Here is a 17,675-nt window from a genome sequence, read left to right on the forward strand (position 1 = left end):
GGTGACGACGATGACGGTGCCCAACCCGCACCTGCTGCCCGCGACCACCCACTCCTACCTCGCCCGAGCGGCCCAGTCCCTCCAGGAGGCGATGATCGCCCGGGACGTTCCCACCCGTTATGCGTGTGCCCACGTGGCGGCGCTGCGCGCTGCCGCGGCCCTGCTGGCTGCCCGCGCGCATCCGACGCCTTCGCGACGGCGCCAGAAGAACGCCTGGGTGCTGCTGGCCGAGGTCACCCCCGAGCTCTCCGAGTGGGCAGCCTTCTTCGCTGCGGGAGCCGGGAAGCGGGCTGCCGCGGAGGCAGGCTCAAGCCGTGCCGTCACCGAGCGGGAGGCCGATGACCTGGTCCGGGACGCCGATCGCTTCCTGGGTGTCGTGGAGTCCTGCCTGGGGCTGGTGCCGCACATCTCCGTGGGGCAGCAGAGGCTCGTGGTCGCGACGGGACCGGGTGGTTGGACCGGTGTCGCCTGATCCCTTCACCCATCTCCACGTGGCGTCGGGCTACTCCCTCCAGTACGGCGCCTCGCACCCGGATGCCCTGGTGGAGCGGGCGGTCGAGCACAGGATGGACCTGCTGGCGCTCACCGACCGGGACGGCACCTACGGGGCGGTGAAGTTCGCCAAGGCCTGCAGCCGGGCCGGGATCCGTCCGGTCCTGGGGGTGGACCTCGCCATGGACCCCGCGGGCGAGATGGGTGCCGGACCCGGGCGGGGGACGCGACCGGTGCCGCCGAGCCGAGGTCCGGTGCGCGGGGGAGCGTTCCGTGAGGACCGGCTGCCCCGGGTGACGCTGCTGGCCCAGGGGCGTGCCGGGTGGGCGCAGGTGTGCCGGCTGGTCTCGGCGGTCCACCTCGCCGGCGAACGGGGACGGCCGGTGGCGACCCTGGAGCTGCTGGCGCCCTACCTGATGAGCGGTGACGTGGTGGTGCTGCTGGGACCGACGTCCTCGCTCGGAGCTGCCCTGGCCCGGCGCCGTGAGGACCTGGCGCGGGCGGTGGTGGACTCCTGGCTGACCTGCGTGCCGCGCGAGAACCTCCTCGTCGAGCTGGTCTCCCACCGGGTGGGCAGTGGCCCGGACGGGTGGGGGCCGGGCAGCGCTCCGTACGCGGCCCGGATGGCGGCCGGATCCCGCGACCTCGGTCTCGGGGCGGTGCTCACCAACGCGGTGCGCTACGCCGACCGGCTGGATGCCCCGACGGTCGACGTCCTCGACGCCGCCAGGCGGCTGGTCGCCCTGGACCGTCGTCACGTGGACCGCGACAACGCCGAGGGCTTCTTGAAGTCGGGTCGGCAGATGGCCGAGGTCGCCGAGGAGATCTGCCGGCTCGCCGGGCTCGGCCCTCGGCAGGCCGATCAGCTGCTGGCGATGACCCGCAAGGTGGCAGAGCGGTGCGCCCTGGATCCCCGGGCCGACCTGGGGATCGGCGAGATCCACTTCCCGGAGCTGGAGACGGCTCGGGGCGCCACCGGGCCGGCAGGCTCTCCGGCTGCCGATGCCCTCCTGCGGACCCGGTGCGAGGCTGCCATCGGTGCCCGCTACGGCAACGCGCCGCGACAGCGGATCTGGAAGCGTCTCGACGACGAGCTCACAGTCATCGGGTCCCTGGGCTATGCCCCCTACTTCCTCACCGTCAGCGACGTCACCGACCTGATCCGCGAGATGGGGGTGCGGTGCGCGGCCCGGGGATCCGGGGCCGGGAGCCTGGTCAACTACCTCCTGGGCGTCTCCGGCGTCGACCCGCTGCGCCACAACCTGCTGATGGAACGCTTCCTCTCCCCGCTGCGTCAGTCGCTGCCCGACATCGACGTCGACGTGGAGTCGGCCCGACGCCTCGAGGTCTACCGGGCGATCCTCGACCGCTACGGCGGGGAGCGCTGCGTGTGCGTGTCGATGATGGAGACCTATCGGGTGCGTCACGCGGTCCGGGACGTCGGTGCCGCGCTGGGCATGCCGCCGGGCGAGGTCGACGCGATCGCCAAGGCATTTCCCCATATCCGCGCCAGGGACGCCCGGATGGCGCTGCGTGACCTGCCCGAGCTGCGGGCCAGCGGGCTGGGGGAGGAGCGACTGGACCTGATGTTCGGTCTCGTCGAACGCCTTGACGGGCTGCCGCGCCACATCGCGGTCCATCCCTGCGGAGTGCTGCTCTCCGACATGACGCTGCTCGACCGGACGCCGGTCGAGGCGAGCTACGCCGGGTTCCCGATGAGCCAGTTCGACAAGGACGACGTGGAGGACCTCGGCCTGCTCAAGCTCGACGTGCTGGGCATCCGGATGCAGTCGGCCATGGCGCACGCCGTCGACGAGATCGCCCGGCTCGACCAGGTCGAGGTGGATCTCGACGACGAGGCGCAGGTGCCCTTCGACGACCGGGCGACCTACGACCTGATCAGCTCTGCCCGAACCCTGGGGATCTTCCAGATCGAGTCGCCGGGGCAGCGCGAGCTCGTCGGCAAGTCGGGCATCGACTCCTTCGAGGAGATCATCACCGACATCTCGCTCTTCCGCCCGGGGCCGGTCAAGAGCGACATGATCACGCCGTACCTGGAGGTGAAGCAGGGCTGGAAGGAGGCCTCCTACCTCCACCCCGACCTGGCCCCGATCCTGGCTCCCACCCACGGGGTGGTGGTCTTCCACGAGCAGGTGATCGAGATCATCGCCTGCTTCGCGGACGTCTCGCTGGCCGAGGCCGACGAGAAGCGGCGCGCCCTCGGCGACGTCGAGGGGATGGCCGAGACCCGTGCCTGGTTCCTGCCCCGAGCCTGCGCCCGCGGCTATCCGCGGCCGGTGGTGGACCAGGTGTGGAGGGTGCTCGAGGCGTTCGCCTCCTTCGGCTTCTGCAAGGCACATGCAGCGGCGTTCGCCCTGCCGACCTACCAGTCCGCCTGGCTGAAGACCCATTGGCCGGCGCACTTCCTCGCCGGTGTGCTCACCCATGACCCGGGCATGTACCCCAAGCGGCTCATCCTCGACGACGCACGCCAGTTCGGCATCGGCATCCGCCCCCTCGACGTCAACAGGTCCGCCCGGGAGTACACCGTCGAGCGGTCTCCCGACGATCCGGTGGGCTATGCCCTGCGGCTGGCGCTGGCGGAGGTCAAGGGGATCAACGACGCCGAGGTGGAGCGGATCGTGGCCAGCAGGCCCTTTGCCTCGCTCAGTGACTTCTGGCACCGTGCCCACGTCTCGCGGCCGGTGGTGGAGAGACTCGTGCTGGCCGGAGCCTTCGACTCCGTGCACCGGATCGCGGCGGACGACACCGAGGTGGGTTCCCGTGCCCGGGTCACGCGCCGGGACCTGCTGCTCGGCGTGGCCGAGCTCGACCGCTTCAGCCGCTCCCTGGACCGGACTGCCCGCGGGCGGGGGCTGCGGAGCCTGCGGGGGCCCGGGGCGCCGGCGACCCGGGCCGCCGAGGCGGTCTCGCGCAACAGCAGCGACCCGGTCACCCGGGACGGGATCTGGGAGCAGGCCGCTGCCCAGTCGCGAGCCCCGTCGAGGGACCGACCCGTGGAGTCGGTCCAGATGGCGCTGGAGCTGGGGGACGAGCCCACCGAGTCGGCTGCGGCTGGTCTCCCCGAGCTCACCACCGCAGAGCGGATGGGGGCGGAGCTGGAGATCCTGGGGCTCGACGTCAGCCGCCACGTCGTCGACGAGTACGCCGGGCTGCTCCAGGCCCTGGGAGTGACCAGGAGCAACGAGCTGCTCTCCGGACGGAGTCGGGGAGAGGTGCTGGTGGCCGGGGTGAAGGTGGCGACCCAGACCCCGCCGATCCGTTCGGGACGCCGAGTGGTCTTCCTGACCCTCGACGACTCCACCGGCCCCGTGGACGCGACCTTCTTCGAGGACGCCCAGGGCGCCTACGCGGCCACGGTGTTCGCGTCGTGGTTGCTCCTCGTGCGGGGCGAGCTGCGGCGCACCGGCCATCGGGGAGTCTCGGTGCGGGCCACCGGCGCCTGGCCGCTGCCGGACCTTCTCGCCGCCTGGGAGGCGGCCGACTCCCCGGAGGAGGGCCTGGCCGCGGTGCGTGCGCTGATGGAGCGCCCGGCGCCCGGATGGGTCGAGCCCGGCACGCGGCGGGTGCTGGTGCACAGCAGCGGTTTCAAGATGTCGCCGTACGCCGACGTCAGGCCTGCCGGCGAGGAGGCCTCGAGCGCCAGCGGTCTGAGCAGGTCGCTGTCGGGCCGGGCCGATCCGGATCGGACGGCTCCCCCTTCCCGCAACCTGTGGCACCGCAGCCCCGGGAGCCCAGGATGACCCGCTGGACCCACGCCCTAGGGTGTCTTCCATGTCAGCGAGCGAACGACGCAGCGCCGCCCGGACCTCAGTCGTGTGGGAGGCCTTGGAGCCGATGCTCGCTGGTCCTCCCCAGGAGATCCTCGACATCGGTGGAGGCACCGGTGGCTTCGCGGTGCGGGTCGCTGAGCTGGGACACCGGGTCACGGTGGTCGACCCCAGTCCCGACGCGCTCGCTTCGCTGGATCGCCGTGCCCGCGAGGCGGGCGTCGGTGTCACCGGCCGCCAGGGCGAGCTCTCCACGTTGCTCCAGGTCGCCGCGCCGGCCAGCGTGGATCTCGTGCTGTGCCACGGGGTGCTCGAGGTGGTCGATGACCCTGCGGCCGCCCTGGCCACCATCGTCGAGGTGCTGCGGCCCGGCGGCACTCTCAGCCTGCTCGTCGCCCAACGTCACGCGGCTGTCCTCGCGCGGGCGATGGCGGGCCACTTCCAGCAGGCCCGGGACCTGCTCGACAACATCGACGTCGGCCGGTCGGGCCACCGGTTCACCGCCGAGGAGGTCTCGGTGCTGCTGGCTGACGCGGGTCTGGCGACCCACCAGGTCCACGCGGTCCGGGTCTTCGCAGACCTGGTCCCCGGGTCGCTGCTCGACCTCGAACCCGGAGCCACTGCTGCCCTGGTGGAGCTGGAGCGGGCCGTCAGCGACCGTCCGGAGTACCTCCCCCTCGCGGCCCAGCTGCACGTGCTCGCGACCCGCTGAGCCGCGCGGCCGTCGTCGGCCGCAGAGCCAGGCCGTCCGGGCATCGCAGCCGGTGCGGTCGAGCCGGTCACGGAGGTGCGCCGATGGCTGAGGCGACTCCGGTGCTCCACGTCGACATGGATGCCTTCTACGCCTCCGTGGCGACCCGGGAGCGTCCTGACCTGCGGGAGGTCCCCGTCATCGTGGGCGGCGGTGGTCGAGGGGTGGTGCTCTCGGCCAACTACCTGGCTCGCCAGTACGGCGTCCGCTCGGCACTGCCGATGACCAGGGCTCGGAGGATGTGTCCGGACGCGGTGGTGATACCGCCCGACTTCGAGACCTTCGGCGCCGTCTCGGCGGCGATCATGGAGAACTTCCGCCGGATCACCCCGCTCGTCGAGGTGCTCTCCCTGGACGAGGCCTTCCTCGATGTCTCGGGATCGGCGCTGCGGCTGGGAGGCCCGGTCGAGATCGCCGAGCAGCTGCGGGCCGCCATCCACGACGAGCAGGGCATCACCTGCTCGGTGGGGGTGGCCGCCTCGCCGACCATCGCCAAGATGGCCAGCCGGCGTGCCAAGCCCGACGGAGTGGTCGTGGTCCCACCCGAGGAGGTGACCTCGTTCCTGCACCCCCTGGACGTGGGCGAGCTGTGGGGAGTGGGGGAGAAGACCCGTGCCCAGCTCCACCGCCTGGGTCTCTACCGGGTCGGCGACCTGGCCCACACCCCGGTCCGGACGCTCCAGCGGGCGCTGGGGCCCGGAGTCGGAGCCCATCTGCACGACCTGGCCTGGGGCGTGGACCAGCGGGCGGTCACGCCGCGGCGCGGGCCGGACGAGCCGGATCGCTCCATGGGCGCGGACGAGACGTTCGCGCGCGACACCGACGACCGGGAGGTGATCCTGCGCGAGCTGCTCCGGCTCTCGACCAAGGTGGCCGGGCGGATGCGGACCGCGGGGGTGGCCGGTCGCACGGTGACGGTGCGGATCAGGTTCGCCGACTTCACCACGATCACCCGTTCTCGCACTCTCCCCGAGGCCACCGACGTCTCGGTGGAGGTCTACCGAGCGGCGGTCCGTCTCTTCGAGGCGTTGGGTCTGCAGCGCGCCCGGCTGCGGCTGGTCGGGGTGCGGGTGGAGGGGCTGCTGCCTCGCGAGGAGGTGCAGCGACAGCTCGTGCTCGGGGAGCGTGACCGCGGATGGGCGGAGGCGGACCGAGCGGTGGATGCGGCAACCCGGAGGTTCGGGGCCAGCGCGGTCCGGCCGGCCAGCCTGCTGGCCTGACGCCGCGGGTGCTCAGCACGGTCCAGACCCACGGTCACGCCGTCGGGGCAAACGGCGAACCGATGCCTGATCAATTTGTCGTAGCGACTACCGTGTCACCAGGCCGCTGCCTAGACTTGGGGAAGCGGATGTGCCGCACATCATAGTTTCGGGAGGAATCGTGCCGCTCTCGGAAGAGGAGTTGCGACTGCTCGAGCAGATGGAGCGCGCTCTCGTCGAAGAGGACCCCAAGTTCGCGCACACCCTGCGGGGCACCGCGTTCCAGCGTGCTGCGCGCCGACGAGCCGTCGTCGCCGGCCTCGTCTTCGCGCTTGGAGTCGTCATCCTGATGACGGGCGTCATCGTCCCGCTGCCCGTCGTGGGCGTGGTCGGCTTCGTGATCATGCTGGCCTCCGCCACGATCGCGGTGACCTCGTTGCGAACACCGCAGACCGCCGCCACTCCGTCCGCCCCCTTCCGGGAGACCCGCCAGGGCTTCAGCGTGGTCGACGGTGGCCGCAAGCGCCGCCGTTCCGGCGGCACCGCCAAGCCCTCCGGCTCCTTCACCGAGCGCATGGAGGCACGCTGGCGTCGCCGTCGTGACTCCGGCGGCTACTGAGCAGCACCGGCCCCCTGAGCCCGGGCCCGAGGCCCGACCTCAGCTGAGGTGGTCGGCCAGTCCGGCGCGGCTCGTCACCACCGGCTCTGCCTCGGCGCGCCCGGTCCCGACCTGGCGCAGCACCGAGGTCGGCCACCAGGTCGCCATCGACCGCCGCCCCTTCCCGGCGCCGGCCGACAGTGCGCGAGTGCAGGTCTGCAGGTCCTCCAGCCACCCGGGCACCCGGTCCGCCGCGACTCCAGGACGCCCGTAGCGGGAGCGCTCCAGTGCTGTGACCAGTCGACGGAGCGCGGACCTGGCCCGCGGGTCCTGGTCCGGCCCGAGCCGGGGACGCGCATCGTCCCCGGGTGCCCCGAACCACTGGGAGACCGCATCGGCGGCCGCCTGGGGCGAGCGGCCCGTGGGCCACTGCCGGCCGAGGTCGACCACGTGGTCGGCCAGCTCCGCCCACAGCGACTCGATGTCCCCGGCGTGCAGCCTCGCCAGGCGCCGGCGGCGCCGCACCAGCGCCGGGGTCAGGGCCAGCCCGACCACCACCAGCAGCGCCAGCACCGTGCCCACCAGACGGCGCCACGGGAAGGCCGAGGCCTCCTGGGATCCCGTCTGCTCCAGCGTCTCCTCCTGCCGCTGCTCACGCGGTGCCCTGCTGATCAGGCCCTCACCGGCTCGGGGCGCCGGACGCACGGTCTCCTCGATCTCGGGGAGGTTGGCGACCGTGTAGCCCGGCGTCCCGGGAGCCCGCGAGCTAGGGGTGGGCTCGAAGCGCACCCACCCCGACCCGGGGAAGAAGAGCTCCGGCCAGGCGTGCAGGTCGTCCGAGGAGAACTCCCAGATCGAGGGGGCGACCTCGGTCGGCTCCAGGAAGCCCACCGCCACCCGGGACGGGATGTCGAGGACTCGTGCCATCACGGCCATGGCGGCGGCGAACTGCTCGCAGTAGCCGGTCCGCCCCTCGGGGGAGAGGAAGGCGACGAGCTCGTTGTTGCCCACCGAGTCGACCCGGTCCAGGCTGTAGGTGAACTCGGTGCGGAACCACTCCTGCAGGGCACGGGCCTGACGGAAGCGTGTGGTCTCGCCGCCCGCGACCGACTCCGCCAGCGAGCGGACGACACCGGGCAGGTTGGCTGGCACCTGGACCAGGTCGGCCCCGGTCTGGGAGACCCCGGAACCGGCGTCGTCCAGGCTCTGGGCGTCGTACTCCAGGTCCACACCCCGGAGCTGCCAGCTGAGCCCCGCGGTGGTGAGGTCGTCGTCGCCGGCGATGAAGTCCATCGTCGAGCGGTCGTAGCGCCAGTCGCCCTCGGCGGTGATCTGCGAGGTCTGGGGCATGGTGGGCAGCCAGCGCGACTCGAGGCCGTCGGTGGCGGCGAACGTGTAGGTGGTCTCGTCGCGGTTCAGCCGCCGGTCGACCCCCACCAGGTCCGGGAGGTCGCCGTCGGCCTGCTGGCTGGGCGGCACGGTGCGGTCGCCGCTGCTCCACTCCTCGCCGCTGAAGCGGTTGAGCACCGAGAGCCGGACGTACGTCGGCCGCCTCCCGGTGCTCTGGACCTGGAGCAGCGGGACGTCGTTGCCCCGCTGGAGGTCCCGTCGCAGATCGACCAACGGGTTGGCCACCGAGATGCCGTCGCCGCTCTGGCCCTGCCCGGGACCGTTCCACACGTCGAGCCCCAGTGTCGGCACGAGGACGGGCAGCGCGACAGCCAGTGCGGTGCTGCCGGCGCCGAGGGCGAGGGCCGAGGACCGGGCCCTGCCCGTCCGGGTCCCGAGCAGGGCCTGGCCCACCTCGCCCTCACGGCCTCCGGGCACGCCGCGTCCCCAGCGCGAGACGAGACCGTCCTGCTGCAGGAAAAGCAGGGTCAGGAAGCCGGTCGCGACCAGCACGAACACCCACCAGGCCACGCCTGCGACCAGCAGACTGACCGGGATGCTGTAGAGCGCCATCAGCAGCAGGCCGCACCCGGCGGCGCGGCCCAGTCGCACCGCCACCACGTCGACGACCACCATGGACGACGCGCCGACGAGCAGGAAGAGCGGCCAGACGCCAGGGACGTCGCGGGGCACGGGGGAGGGATAGCGGTGGGCCGAGGTGACCGCCTGGTCCAACCCGGCGAGCAGCTCGCTGATCCCGCCCGGAGCGGGCACGGGGGAGCCGGTGACCGCCCACAGGACGCAGAGCCCCGCCAGGAGCGCCTGGAACGGGACGGCTGCCGCTCCCGGAACCCGGGCGTGACGCAGCGCCGCGCCGGAGACCGCCACCACCGCCGCGCACCAGATGAGCGGATCGAGGAAGGAGCCCGGTGCTTCGGTCAGCGGGGACCAGCCGAGCATCGCCGCCCACACGGTGGCGGCGGCCACCGTGGAGAGCAGGAGCTCGCGACCGAACGAAGGCGCCCGCGTCACGGCGTGGCCCGGATGTCGCGACGATCCCGTGCATGCGTCCGCACCGCGGCACGCCCCAGCTCCTGCCACGCGGCGTCGAGACGGCCGCCTGGTCCCAGCTGGGCGGTTCGCCAACCGGCGGCGGACAGCAGGGCGGCGGCCGGGGGGCTGGTGCGGGTGCGGCCGGGCGCCCAGGCGTCCACGTCCAGCGCGATCGCCATCGGCGCGCTGCCCTGGTGCTGCAGCCGGTTGAGGAAGCCGCGGTCGTGGCTGGTCAGGGCGCCGCTCACCATGACCAGCACCCCGCCCTGGCCGGCCTCTCCGAGCCAGGAGGTGTCCATCGAGGGGCGGCGGTCGAGGTCGACCACGGCCAGCGCCTCCAGGAGGGGCCCGGTGTTGGCCTCGGGGTCACGGAAGTGCCAGGCGGTGGTGGGTTCCTCACCGGCCGCGGTGACCAGTCGCACCATGAATCCTCGGCGGGTCAGGTGGACGGCGATCGAGGCGGCCGCGGTGACCGCCTCCTCCAGTGACGAGGCGGCACCCTTGCCCCGGTGGGAGCCGTCCCGGTTGTCCAGCACCACGGTGGCCCGGGACTGCCAGGGCTGCTCCTCGCGTCGCACCATCAGCTCGCCCAGCCGGGCCGAGCTGCGCCAGTGGACCCGCCGCAGGTCGTCACCTTGGCGGTACTCGCGCACCGTCACGTCCTCGGCGCTCCCGGTGGCGAACGAGCGCGGTCGGTTGTCGCCCGAGCCGGTCCACGCGCCGCCGAGCCCGATGTCGGGCAACGGGACCGTGGGCGGGGTGATGGTCAGTGGAGCACTGGTGTGGAAGGTCCGGCCCAGCTCGACCAGGCCGAACGGGTCGGTGATCCGGATCGTCATCGGGCCGATCTCGTAGTGGCCCCGGAGGTCGGCCCGCAGCTGGTAGGTCACCTGACGGCGCCAGCCCTGTGCGATGCCCTCGAGCACGAACCGTGGTCGTGCGCCCAGGGCGTAGGGGACCTGGTCCTCCAGCAGCAGCACCCCGGTGGGCGCGCGGCCCTCGTTGGTCAGCGTGAGCGTGACCCGGGCGGGCTGACCGGCCGCGACCAGGCGGGGGTCACCTCGCGCTCCAGGGCGAGCCGGAAGTGGGAGCGTCCCAGGAAGGCCGCGCACAGCAGCGGCAGCGCGACCACCAGACCTCCGACCCGGACCAGGCCCTGCTGGTCCAGCAGGATCGCGCACACCACCGCCATCAGGCCGCCGGCAAGGAAGGCCCGGCCCCGGACCGTCAGCGAGGCGAGGGCCTCACGCACGACCGGAGTCCGGGACGCGGACGCTGTCCAGGATGGAGTTGAGGACGTCCCTGCTGGTGCGGCCGCTCATGGCGGCGTCCACGTTGGTGAGCAGCCGGTGGGAGAGCACCGGCACGGCCAGCCGGTGGACGTCGTCGGGCAGGACGTAGTCCCGACCCGACATCGCCGCGACCGCCTTCGCGGCTCGCACCAGGTGCAGGGTGGCGCGTGGGGACGCGCCCAGGTTGAGCTCGCGGGAGGACCTGGTGGCGGTCGCGAGCGCCACGGCGTACCGCTGGACGGGCTCCGAGACGTGCACCTGGGCGACGATGTCGATCAGCTTGCGGATCTCCGCGGCGTCGGTGACGGGCTCGAGGTCGTCCAGCGGACTGGCGCTGGTGTGCGAGGCGAGCATCGCCAGCTCGGCCGCCTCGACGGGGTACCCGACCGAGACCCGGGCCATGAAGCGGTCCCGCTGGGCCTCGGGCAGGGCGTAGGTGCCCTCCATCTCGATGGGGTTCTGGGTGGCCACCACCATGAACGGCGACTCCAGCTGGTACGTCGTGGTGTCCACGGTGACCTGCCGCTCCTCCATGCACTCCAGCAGGGCGGACTGGGTCTTGGGGGAGGCGCGGTTGATCTCGTCACCGACCACGATGTTGGCGAACACCCCACCGGGGCGGAACTCGAACTCGCGGGTGTCCTGGTTGAAGATCGAGACGCCTGTGACGTCGGAGGGCAGCAGGTCCGGGGTGAACTGGATGCGACGCACCGTGCAGTCGATGCTGCGCGCCAGCGCCTTGCTGAGCATCGTCTTGCCGACCCCGGGAACGTCCTCGATGAGGAGATGGCCCTCGGCCAGCAGCACCATCAGCGCGGTCGAGACCACGTCGGGCTTGCCCTCGATCACCCGCTCGATGTTCTCGCGCACCCGACCGGTGACCCGGTTCAGGGTGTCTAGATCGGCTCCCACGGCGATCGGCACGCTCACTGTGTCTTCCCCTCGTCCCGACGCCCGGGCGCGACGTCGTGTGAGTGATCCACGTTAGTCGAGGGATGGCTGTCGCGCCCCCGTGGCGCCCGCCGCTTTGCTCCACTCCGCACCACCCGGTGTGCTCCCTGCTCCACCGGCGCTCCACCCGGGCCGGATCTCACGGGTCCACGCTCCACCACACGGCGCTGACCTGCGGTTTTAGCGCGGCGAGCCACCTAAGACGGTGCCGACGGGGGAGGGCGGGACCGGGAGTTCGTGCCTGGATTTGGGGCGGAATCGGGTGAAAGGTGATTGACGGTGGAGGGAAGTGGGGTAATGTGGGGGAAAGTGGTGGAGGGGTCGACAACGTGGGGGGTGCCGGATGTTCTTCGGCACCTACACGCCCAAGCTGGATGACAAAGGTCGGCTCTTCCTCCCCGCGAAGTTCAGAGATCAGCTGGCGGAAGGACTCGTGGTGACCCGAGGGCAGGAACGCTGCTTGACGGTGTGGTCACTGGAGGACTTCGGTCGGCTCACCGAACGCCTGGCCCAGGCGCCGGTGACCAACAAGGGCACCCGGGACTACGTCCGCATGCTGTTCGCGGCCGCCAGCCAGGAGGTTCCAGACAAGCAGGGCCGCATCTCGATCCCGCAGGTGCTCCGCGACTACGCGTCGCTGAGCAAGGACGTGATCGTGATCGGCTCGATGAACCGGATCGAGATCTGGGACCCCGCCTCCTGGGCCAGCTACAGCGAGGAGCAGGAGCAGGTCTTCTCCGAGCTCAGCGACGAGGTCTTCCCCGGCATCTAGCCGGACCCAGCAGCACCGCAGCACCAGCAGGTCGGCAGCACCACAACTTCACCAACGACGTAGGGCCAGGTCTCGAGCCCGCTCCATGCGGGTCATCTGGGGTCACTTCCCCGGCACCAGAGGACCTTCCCACCGCGGGAGCGGGCAGGGACCTGACCACTACGTCGTACACAGCCGCCGCCGGCACGTACCGCCGATCGCCGGCACCGCACTCCCCGCACCAGCAGCCACGACAGATGGGTCGAGATCTATGGACAGCGTTTCCGCAACTGTCACGGGGCGGGCGGCACGTCCGCGTCGCGTCCGGGACCAGGCGCGCGAGGTGCTGGCCGTGATGACCTTCTCCGCCGGCGCCTCCGCCGCGCTGGCCCTGGCGCTGCTCATCCTCACGTCCCTGGGCAAGTAGGGCAGATGAGCCGCGCATCCCACGTCCCGGTCATGCTCGACCGGGTCGTCGCCCTGCTGGCACCCGCGCTGGAGCGTGACGGCGCCGTGCTGGTGGACTGCACGCTGGGCCTGGGAGGCCACAGCGAGGCGGTCCTGCAGCGCTTCGACCACGTCCGGGTGATCGGCATCGACCGTGACCCCCAGGCGCTGGAGCTGGCCTCGTCCAGGCTGGCCGGGTTCGGCGATCGGTTCACCCCCGTGCACGCGGTCTACGACGAGATCGCGGACGTGGTGGCCGAGCAGGGGCTGAGCTCGGTAGATGCCGTGCTCTTCGACCTCGGGGTCTCCTCCATGCAGCTGGACGTCCGCGAGCGGGGGTTCGCCTACGCCGAGGACGCGCCGCTGGACATGAGGATGGACGGGACGACGGGCATCACCGCCGCGGAGGTCCTCAACACCTACTCCGCCCAGGAGCTGACCCGGGTGCTGCGCGAGTACGGCGAGGAGAAGTTCGCCCGCAAGATCGCCGGCGCGATCGTGCGCGAGCGCGAGCGGGAGCCGTTCACCCGCTCGGGTCGGCTGGTCGAGCTGCTCTACGCCGAGATCCCCGCGCCCGCACGGCGTACCGGGGGACACCCCGCCAAGCGCACCTTCCAGGCCCTCCGGATGGAGGTCAACGACGAGCTCGGTGCGCTGCGGGACGCGCTCCCGGCCGCGCTGTCGGTGATCTCCGTCGGTGGCCGCGTCGTGGTGGAGGCCTACCACTCGCTGGAGGACCGGATGGTCAAGCACGCCTTCACCGCGCTCACCCGCCTCGACGTGCCCGAGGGCCTGCCCTTCATCCCCGAGGGCCACGAGCCGACCATGCGGATGGTCACCCGCGGTGCCGAGGTCGCTGACGAGCACGAGATCGCTGAGAACCCCCGAGCTGCCTCCGTGAGGTTGCGAGCCGTCGAACGAGTCCTGCCAGCCCGAGGAGCGCACCGATCATGAGCAGCCCCGCAGTCCAGATCCGCTCCCGTGTCGCCGCGATCGGCGAGGCGGCCGTCACCCGGTCGCGCCTCAACGTCGTGCCCCGGGTGCGTTCCAAGGCTCCCCGGGTGCCCTTCGTCTTCCTGGTCTCGATGATCCTGCTGACCGGGGTCGTGGGGCTCCTGCTCTTCAACACCTCCATGCAGCAGGCGGCCTTCACCGCCAACCGGCTCGAGGCGCAGGCCGCGACCATGGCAGCGCACGAGGAGTCGCTGAAGATGGAGCTCGACGACCTGCGCGACCCCCAGCGGGTCGCCCTGGCCGCCCAGCGGATGGGGATGGTCATCCCGGCCGCGCCGGCGTTCCTGAAGCTGGACGGCGCGATCGTGGGCACCCCCGCCCCTGCCACGCGGGAGAACGGCATGCGCCTGGCGCCCCGCCCGAAGGCGCTGCCGCCCGAGCTCCGACCGGAGGTCACCGTGGTCCAGGTCCCTGCAGACGCCGGGGCCGCCCAGACCACTCCCTGAGCCGGTCGACCCCTTGACGCGTCCGGCCGAGGCGGAGCGCCGAAGCGCCGACACGCAAGTGACCTGAGCCGAAGCGCCCTTCCGGACAGGTATCAATGAGTACGACACCGCCAGGAGTCCCGAACCGAAACGGAGCCCACCCTTGACCACCACCGGCCGTCCGCAGCTGCGGCGTGGCAGAGGCTCCGAGGCCAGGGAGGGCCGCCGCGGGTCACCGATGGTGCGCCTGCGGTTCGGGTTCGTCCTCATCGCGATGGTGCTCTCGCTCTTCGGCGCCCGCCTGGTGCAGCTCCAGGGCATCGACCCCAAGTCGTACGCGCAGATGGCAGCTGCCGAGGGGGTCGTGGACCTGACGCTGCCCGCGGCGCGCGGGGACATCCTGGACCGCAACGGTGTGCCGCTGGCCGCCTCGGTGACCGGCAAGATGGTGGTGGCCGATCCCCTGATGACTGCTGCGGACGCCCCGGAGATCGCGACGATCCTGTCCAGCGAGCTCGGCCTGGACTACTTCAAGGCGCTGGAGAGCCTGCGCGAGGAGGGCAGCCGCTTCGAGTACCTGGACCGGCGCGTGCCCGCCACCAAGGCGGAGAGCGTCATCGACAAGCTCAAGCAGGCCGGCTACCAGGGCGTCACCACCCACGAGGACCCGGTCCGCAACTACCCGGCCGGCGAGGTGGCGGCCAACCTGGTGGGCTTCATGGGTACCGACGAGCCGCTGGGCGGGTTCGAGCGCACCTTCGACGCCCAGCTCTCGGGCACCGACGGTCGTGCCCGCTACACCCAGGGAAGCGGCGGCTACCGAGTGCCTCTCGCGGAGAACTCGATCACCGAGGCGGTGGACGGTCAGCCCCTTCAGACCACCCTCGACCAGGACCTGCAGTGGTTCGTCACCAAGGCCCTGGCCCAGACGGTGGAGGACTACCGCGCGAAGTCCGGCGCAGCCATCGTGATGGACTCGCGCACCGGCGAGGTGCTGGCGCTGGCCGACGTCCCCACGTTCGACGCGAACTCCCCGCAGGAGAGCCCCGAGGAGGACCTCGGGTCCCGGGCGCTGAGCGAGCCGTTCGAGCCCGGTTCGGTGGAGAAGGTGCTGACCGTGGCGTCCCTGGTCGACGCCGGCAAGGTCACCGCACGCACCAAGATCAAGATCCCCTCCAGTCTGGCGCGGCAGGACCGCACCATCAACGACTGGTTCGACCACGACATCATCAAGCTCACGATGGCCGGGGTCATCGCGAAGTCCTCCAACATCGGGACGGTGCTGGCCGCCGACCAGTTCACTCCCGCGGAGCTCACCGGCTACCTGTCCAGGTTCGGCCTGGGGGAGCCCACCGGGGTCGGTGTGCGGGGCGAGACCCGCGGCATCCTGACTCCGGGCGAGGTGATGACCTCCCAGACCAAGGACCGCGTCGCCTTCGGGCAGTCGCTCTCGGTCAACGCGCTCCAGATGACCGCGGCGGTGAACACCGTGGCCAACGGCGGGGTGCGCGTCAGTCCCAGCCTGATCCGGGGCCGGGCCACCACCGACGACGGCACCGAGGTGGGCACCGAGGTCGCCACCCGTGCCCGGGTGGTCAGCAAGCGGGCTGCCCGGCAGACGGCCCAGATGATGGAGCGCGTGGTGGATCCCGAGGTCGGCGTGGCCCCTCGGGCGCAGGTGCCCGGCTACCGGGTGGCCGGCAAGACCGGCACCGCCCAGCGGGTCGACGGGGACTGCGGCTGCTACGACGGCTCCTTCTCCCTGAGCTTCGGCGGTTTCGCTCCCGCCGACGACCCCCGGTTCACCGTCTACGTCGTGATCCATGCCCCGGAGGTCGACGGTGGCGGTGGCTCTGTCGCCGGTCCGGTGTTCTCCCGGATCATGGGCTACGCGCTCTCGCGCTACGGCGTCCCGCCCACGGGCACCAAGCCCTCGCGCCTGCCGGTTGAATGGTGACCTGGAGGCTCGCCGCAGATAGTCTCCCGGGCGTGAAGAACGAGCGGACGGTCTCGGCGACGAGGCCTGAGCGCCCGCCCGCGAGCAGCCTGGCCGACATCGCGGACTGGCTCGGGACGCACGCCGTCCCGCTCCTGCACGGCGAGCCGCGCACCCTGGTCACGGGCCTGACGCTGAGCTCCCAACGGGTGCTCCCCGGCGACCTGTACGTCGCGCTCCCGGGTGCCCGCGTGCACGGCGCGGCGTACGCCGGGGCGGCCCTGGAGTCCGGCGCCGTCGCGGTGCTCACCGACCCCGAGGGTGCCGCCCTGCTGCCACCCGGGGTGCCCACCGTGGTGGTGGAGAGGATCCGGGCCCTGCTCGGCCCGCTCTCCGCCCACCTGTACGGCGACCCGGCGACCTCGCTGGCGATGATCGGGGTCACCGGGACCCAGGGCAAGACCACCACCACCCGGCTGGCGGAGTCGGGCCTGCAGGCGGCCGGGGTGCGGGCCGGGGCGGTGGGCACCGTCGGCACCAGGATCGCCGGAGTGGACGTGCCGACCACCCTGACCACCCCGGAGGCCCCCGACCTGCACGCCCTGTTCGCCCTCATGCGCGAGCGGGAGGTGCGGGTGTGCGCGATGGAGGTCTCCAGCCATGCCCTGGTGATGGGCCGGGTCGACGGCGTGGTCTTCGACGTGGCGACCTTCCTCAACCTGGGGCGCGACCACCTCGACTTCCACTCCAGCGTCGAGGAGTACTTCGCGGCCAAGGCCTCGCTCTTCACCCCGAGCGGGCCCGGCGCGGGCTGGTGAACCTCGACGACGCCTACGGGCGCCGGCTGCTGGACTCCCCGAGCATCCCGATGCGCACGTTGTCCGCCTCCGGCGACGAGGCGGCGCACTGGCGCGCGGTGGACGTCCGCGCGACGGCGACCGGGTCCACCTTCACCGTGCTCGGGCCCGAGGGCGAGTCGTGTGCCGCGGGCGTGCCCCTGGCCGGCGACTTCAACGTCGCCAACGCCCTGGCCGCCATCGCCTCCGCGGCCGAGGCCGGGTTCGATGCCGCCGCGGTCGCGGCCGGCATCGCCGCGGGTGCCGGGGTCCCCGGGCGGCTGGAGGGCATCGAGACCGGCCAGGAGTTCGCGGTCATCGTGGACTACGCCCACAAGCCCGACGCCGTCGAGGCCACGCTGCGCACCCTCCGGCCGTTGACGACCGGCCGACTCATCGTGGTCCTGGGGGCCGGCGGCGACCGGGACGCCGGCAAGCGACCGTTGATGGGGGAGATCGCCGCCCGGCTGGCCGACGTGGTCGTCGTCACCGACGACAACCCCCGGAGCGAGGAGCCTGCGGCGATCCGGGCCGCGGTGCTGTCCGGCATCGCCCCGGGCTCCCGGGCCGAGGTCGTCGAGATCGGCGACCGACGCCTGGCCATCCGCGACGCCGTACGCCGGGCCCGTCCCGGTGACATCGTGCTCGTGGCCGGCAAGGGCCACGAGACCGGTCAGGAGGTCGGCGACCGGGTGCACCCCTTCGACGACCGCACCGTGGCCCGTGAGGAGCTGGACGCACTGTGATTCC

Annotated in this window: 16 protein-coding genes; 12 read left to right on the top strand and 4 right to left on the bottom strand. The window is 72.1% G+C overall.

Features of this window, described 5'->3' with window-relative positions; translation table 11 throughout:
• Positions 1–10 precede the first annotated feature (10 nt).
• From C0R66_RS07390 to C0R66_RS07410, 5 genes are all read left to right on the top strand, one after another.
• Positions 11–472: an SAV_6107 family HEPN domain-containing protein gene (locus C0R66_RS07390; RefSeq protein ID WP_101526106.1), complete on the top strand. Its 462-nt coding sequence runs from the start codon at positions 11–13 to the stop codon at positions 470–472.
• On the top strand, positions 462–4,256 hold the full coding sequence (locus C0R66_RS07395) for a DNA polymerase III subunit alpha (RefSeq protein WP_199286849.1): 3,795 nt from the start codon (positions 462–464) through the stop codon (positions 4,254–4,256). The genes C0R66_RS07390 and C0R66_RS07395 overlap by 11 nt, the downstream gene beginning before the upstream one ends.
• Before the next feature lie 31 nt (positions 4,257–4,287).
• Positions 4,288–4,995 (top strand): methyltransferase domain-containing protein, encoded by a 708-nt coding sequence (locus tag C0R66_RS07400; RefSeq protein ID WP_101524160.1) that lies wholly within the window; start codon positions 4,288–4,290, stop codon positions 4,993–4,995.
• A gap of 83 nt (positions 4,996–5,078) precedes the next feature.
• Positions 5,079–6,254: a DNA polymerase IV gene (gene dinB / locus C0R66_RS07405; RefSeq protein ID WP_101524161.1), complete on the top strand. Its 1,176-nt coding sequence runs from the start codon at positions 5,079–5,081 to the stop codon at positions 6,252–6,254.
• A gap of 160 nt (positions 6,255–6,414) precedes the next feature.
• On the top strand, positions 6,415–6,852 hold the full coding sequence (locus C0R66_RS07410; protein ID WP_101524162.1) for a DUF3040 domain-containing protein: 438 nt from the start codon (positions 6,415–6,417) through the stop codon (positions 6,850–6,852).
• 39 nt (positions 6,853–6,891) lie between these two features.
• Here C0R66_RS07410 and C0R66_RS07415 read toward each other — a convergent pair whose 3' ends face one another.
• Genes C0R66_RS07415 through C0R66_RS07425 form a run of 4 tightly spaced genes read right to left on the bottom strand, consistent with a single transcriptional unit; the run spans position 6,892 to position 11,495 of the window.
• Entirely contained in the window at positions 6,892–9,252 is a 2,361-nt protein-coding gene (locus tag C0R66_RS07415; protein ID WP_101524163.1) for a transglutaminase TgpA family protein, read from the bottom strand.
• Complete coding sequence (locus C0R66_RS07420; protein WP_241901615.1) at positions 9,249–10,253, bottom strand: DUF58 domain-containing protein; 1,005 nt, start codon at positions 10,251–10,253, stop codon at positions 9,249–9,251. The genes C0R66_RS07415 and C0R66_RS07420 overlap by 4 nt, the downstream gene beginning before the upstream one ends.
• Before the next feature lie 26 nt (positions 10,254–10,279).
• Positions 10,280–10,525, bottom strand: coding sequence for a hypothetical protein (locus C0R66_RS19380; RefSeq protein WP_241901616.1), 246 nt, complete (start codon positions 10,523–10,525; stop codon positions 10,280–10,282).
• Entirely contained in the window at positions 10,518–11,495 is a 978-nt protein-coding gene (locus tag C0R66_RS07425) for an AAA family ATPase (protein WP_241901617.1), read from the bottom strand. The genes C0R66_RS19380 and C0R66_RS07425 overlap by 8 nt, the downstream gene beginning before the upstream one ends.
• Before the next feature lie 364 nt (positions 11,496–11,859).
• Here C0R66_RS07425 and mraZ point away from each other — a divergent pair, with 364 nt between their 5' ends.
• From mraZ to C0R66_RS20395, 7 genes are all read left to right on the top strand, one after another.
• A complete protein-coding gene (gene mraZ / locus C0R66_RS07430; protein ID WP_101524164.1) occupies positions 11,860–12,288 on the top strand; it encodes a division/cell wall cluster transcriptional repressor MraZ in 429 nt (142 codons plus the stop codon).
• Between the two features lie 250 nt (positions 12,289–12,538).
• Positions 12,539–12,694 carry a hypothetical protein gene (locus tag C0R66_RS18610; RefSeq protein WP_158647940.1) on the top strand — a complete coding sequence of 52 codons (156 nt, stop codon included), beginning with the start codon at positions 12,539–12,541 and terminating at the stop codon, positions 12,692–12,694.
• A 5-nt stretch (positions 12,695–12,699) separates the two neighbouring features.
• Positions 12,700–13,668 (top strand): 16S rRNA (cytosine(1402)-N(4))-methyltransferase RsmH, encoded by a 969-nt coding sequence (gene rsmH / locus C0R66_RS07435; protein ID WP_101524165.1) that lies wholly within the window; start codon positions 12,700–12,702, stop codon positions 13,666–13,668.
• Entirely contained in the window at positions 13,665–14,174 is a 510-nt protein-coding gene (gene ftsL / locus C0R66_RS07440; protein ID WP_101524166.1) for a cell division protein FtsL, read from the top strand. Before rsmH ends, ftsL begins: the two co-directional genes overlap by 4 nt.
• Before the next feature lie 217 nt (positions 14,175–14,391).
• Positions 14,392–16,110 (top strand): peptidoglycan D,D-transpeptidase FtsI family protein, encoded by a 1,719-nt coding sequence (locus tag C0R66_RS07445; RefSeq protein ID WP_101526108.1) that lies wholly within the window; start codon positions 14,392–14,394, stop codon positions 16,108–16,110.
• 32 nt (positions 16,111–16,142) lie between these two features.
• Complete coding sequence (locus C0R66_RS20390) at positions 16,143–16,907, top strand: Mur ligase family protein (RefSeq protein WP_277869175.1); 765 nt, start codon at positions 16,143–16,145, stop codon at positions 16,905–16,907.
• Positions 16,904–17,671, top strand: coding sequence for a Mur ligase family protein (locus C0R66_RS20395; RefSeq protein ID WP_277869176.1), 768 nt, complete (start codon positions 16,904–16,906; stop codon positions 17,669–17,671). The genes C0R66_RS20390 and C0R66_RS20395 overlap by 4 nt, the downstream gene beginning before the upstream one ends.
• Positions 17,672–17,675: the final 4 nt, after the last annotated feature.

The sequence above is a fragment of the Nocardioides houyundeii genome (genome assembly GCF_002865585.1).
Classification (GTDB): Bacteria; Actinomycetota; Actinomycetes; order Propionibacteriales; family Nocardioidaceae; genus Nocardioides; species Nocardioides houyundeii.

What these genes read in the sequence shown, in the direction of transcription:
- rsmH (WP_101524165.1), top strand. Translation starts at nt 12,700, where the DNA reads ATGAGCCGCGCATCCCACGTCCCGGTCATGCTCGACCGGGTCGTCGCC.
- C0R66_RS18610 (WP_158647940.1), top strand. Translation starts at nt 12,539, where the DNA reads ATGGACAGCGTTTCCGCAACTGTCACGGGGCGGGCGGCACGTCCGCGT.
- C0R66_RS07445 (WP_101526108.1), top strand. Translation starts at nt 14,392, where the DNA reads ATGGTGCGCCTGCGGTTCGGGTTCGTCCTCATCGCGATGGTGCTCTCG.
- ftsL (WP_101524166.1), top strand. Translation starts at nt 13,665, where the DNA reads ATGAGCAGCCCCGCAGTCCAGATCCGCTCCCGTGTCGCCGCGATCGGC.
- mraZ (WP_101524164.1), top strand. Translation starts at nt 11,860, where the DNA reads ATGTTCTTCGGCACCTACACGCCCAAGCTGGATGACAAAGGTCGGCTC.
- C0R66_RS07390 (WP_101526106.1), top strand. Translation starts at nt 11, where the DNA reads ATGACGGTGCCCAACCCGCACCTGCTGCCCGCGACCACCCACTCCTAC.
- C0R66_RS07400 (WP_101524160.1), top strand. Translation starts at nt 4,288, where the DNA reads ATGTCAGCGAGCGAACGACGCAGCGCCGCCCGGACCTCAGTCGTGTGG.
- dinB (WP_101524161.1), top strand. Translation starts at nt 5,079, where the DNA reads ATGGCTGAGGCGACTCCGGTGCTCCACGTCGACATGGATGCCTTCTAC.